The organism is Vibrio sp. Vb0888, assembly GCF_033338835.1.
Classification (GTDB): domain Bacteria; phylum Pseudomonadota; class Gammaproteobacteria; order Enterobacterales; family Vibrionaceae; genus Vibrio; species Vibrio alginolyticus.
Genome location: NZ_JAWOTL010000192.1, coordinates 1 through 1231, shown reverse-complemented (window position 1 = coordinate 1231; position 1231 = coordinate 1). Strand labels below are relative to the sequence as shown.

At 45.2% G+C, this 1231-nt stretch carries 1 protein-coding gene; it reads right to left on the bottom strand.

All coding sequences use genetic code 11. The features are described from left to right. On the bottom strand, window positions 1-917 hold a 917-nt coding region (locus R7P72_RS24950; RefSeq protein ID WP_318110951.1), incomplete at its 3' end, for a mechanosensitive ion channel family protein. Window positions 918-1231 lie beyond the last annotated feature (314 nt).

Sequence of the window (1231 nt, the reverse complement as noted above, 5' to 3'; positions counted from 1 at the left end):
AAGTTCAACGATGATGGGCCAAAGGTATCAAAGTTCACAATCAAGGTTTGGCGCGTATCGATATCTTTGTGGTTCTTTAACATTTCGCGCACTGCGGTGATGATTTCTGGCACTTTGTCGGCATCATCATAACGCAAGCCCACCACTTCGTAGATTCGACGGTTTAGCATTCGGGAAGGGTTTTCAACCACGATGTTGCTAAACACGGAGTTCGGCACATAAAGTGGGCGTTTATCAAACGTGCGGATGCTGGTCATGCGCCAGCCAATGCGCTCAACGGTGCCTTCGATTTGACGATCTGGAGAGCGAATCCAATCGCCTACTTTGAATGGACGATCGAAGTAAATCATCAAACCACCGAAGAAGTTCGACAGCAAATCTTTTGCAGCAAGACCTACGATTAAGCCACCCACACCACCAAACGTCAGCAGACCAGACAGAGACAAGCCAAATGCCTGCATGATGGTTAATACGCCGATAGTGATGATGAATAATCGCCCGACTTTCGCGATGGCTTGAACGGTGGTTTCGTCTCGGTTTTTCTGTTCCAGAACGAAATCTTCGATATTGGTGATCAGCCGCATGACGGTCCATACGAAGACGCTGATAATAAGAATCAGCTTGAGCGTGCTCAGCCAATTGATCTTGTCATTCAGTTCGCTTTCTAAAATGATGCCGAGTGACACCGTAGCAGGCCAACACCAAATGAGTGTGCTCACTGGCGCTTTGAGCGCATCAAGCAACATGTTATCCCAATGAAAAGGGGTTTTCTCGACAAGAATTGCAAGACGGGAACGGATGACTCGCCAAGCGATCCATGCGATAAAACTGGCTAACGTGATAAAAAGAACACTTCCGCTCCAATCCTGACTATGCGCTTGTACATAGTTTTGTAAATCGGTAAACCACTGTGACATAAGTAACTTTTATTTCTGATGAACCATGGTGGGAAAGGTAGCAGATATTGAAGTATCACCCCAGTAATTTCCGGGATTTCATCCATTTATCACTATTATCTGATGAATTTTGAATCGAAAGCGGACGCGTGCAAGCCTTGCCATACCTTTGCTGAGCGCAAATATTCGAACGATCAATTATAAGTTCTCTGACTTATCGCTAACATTTATCTCAAGCAAGTGTGAGAGTGTATTGGCACTTGAATTATCGGAGGCAGATATGGAATTTACAGAGCTGGATAGAAATGCGCTCTACGACATCTGGATGTCACAAA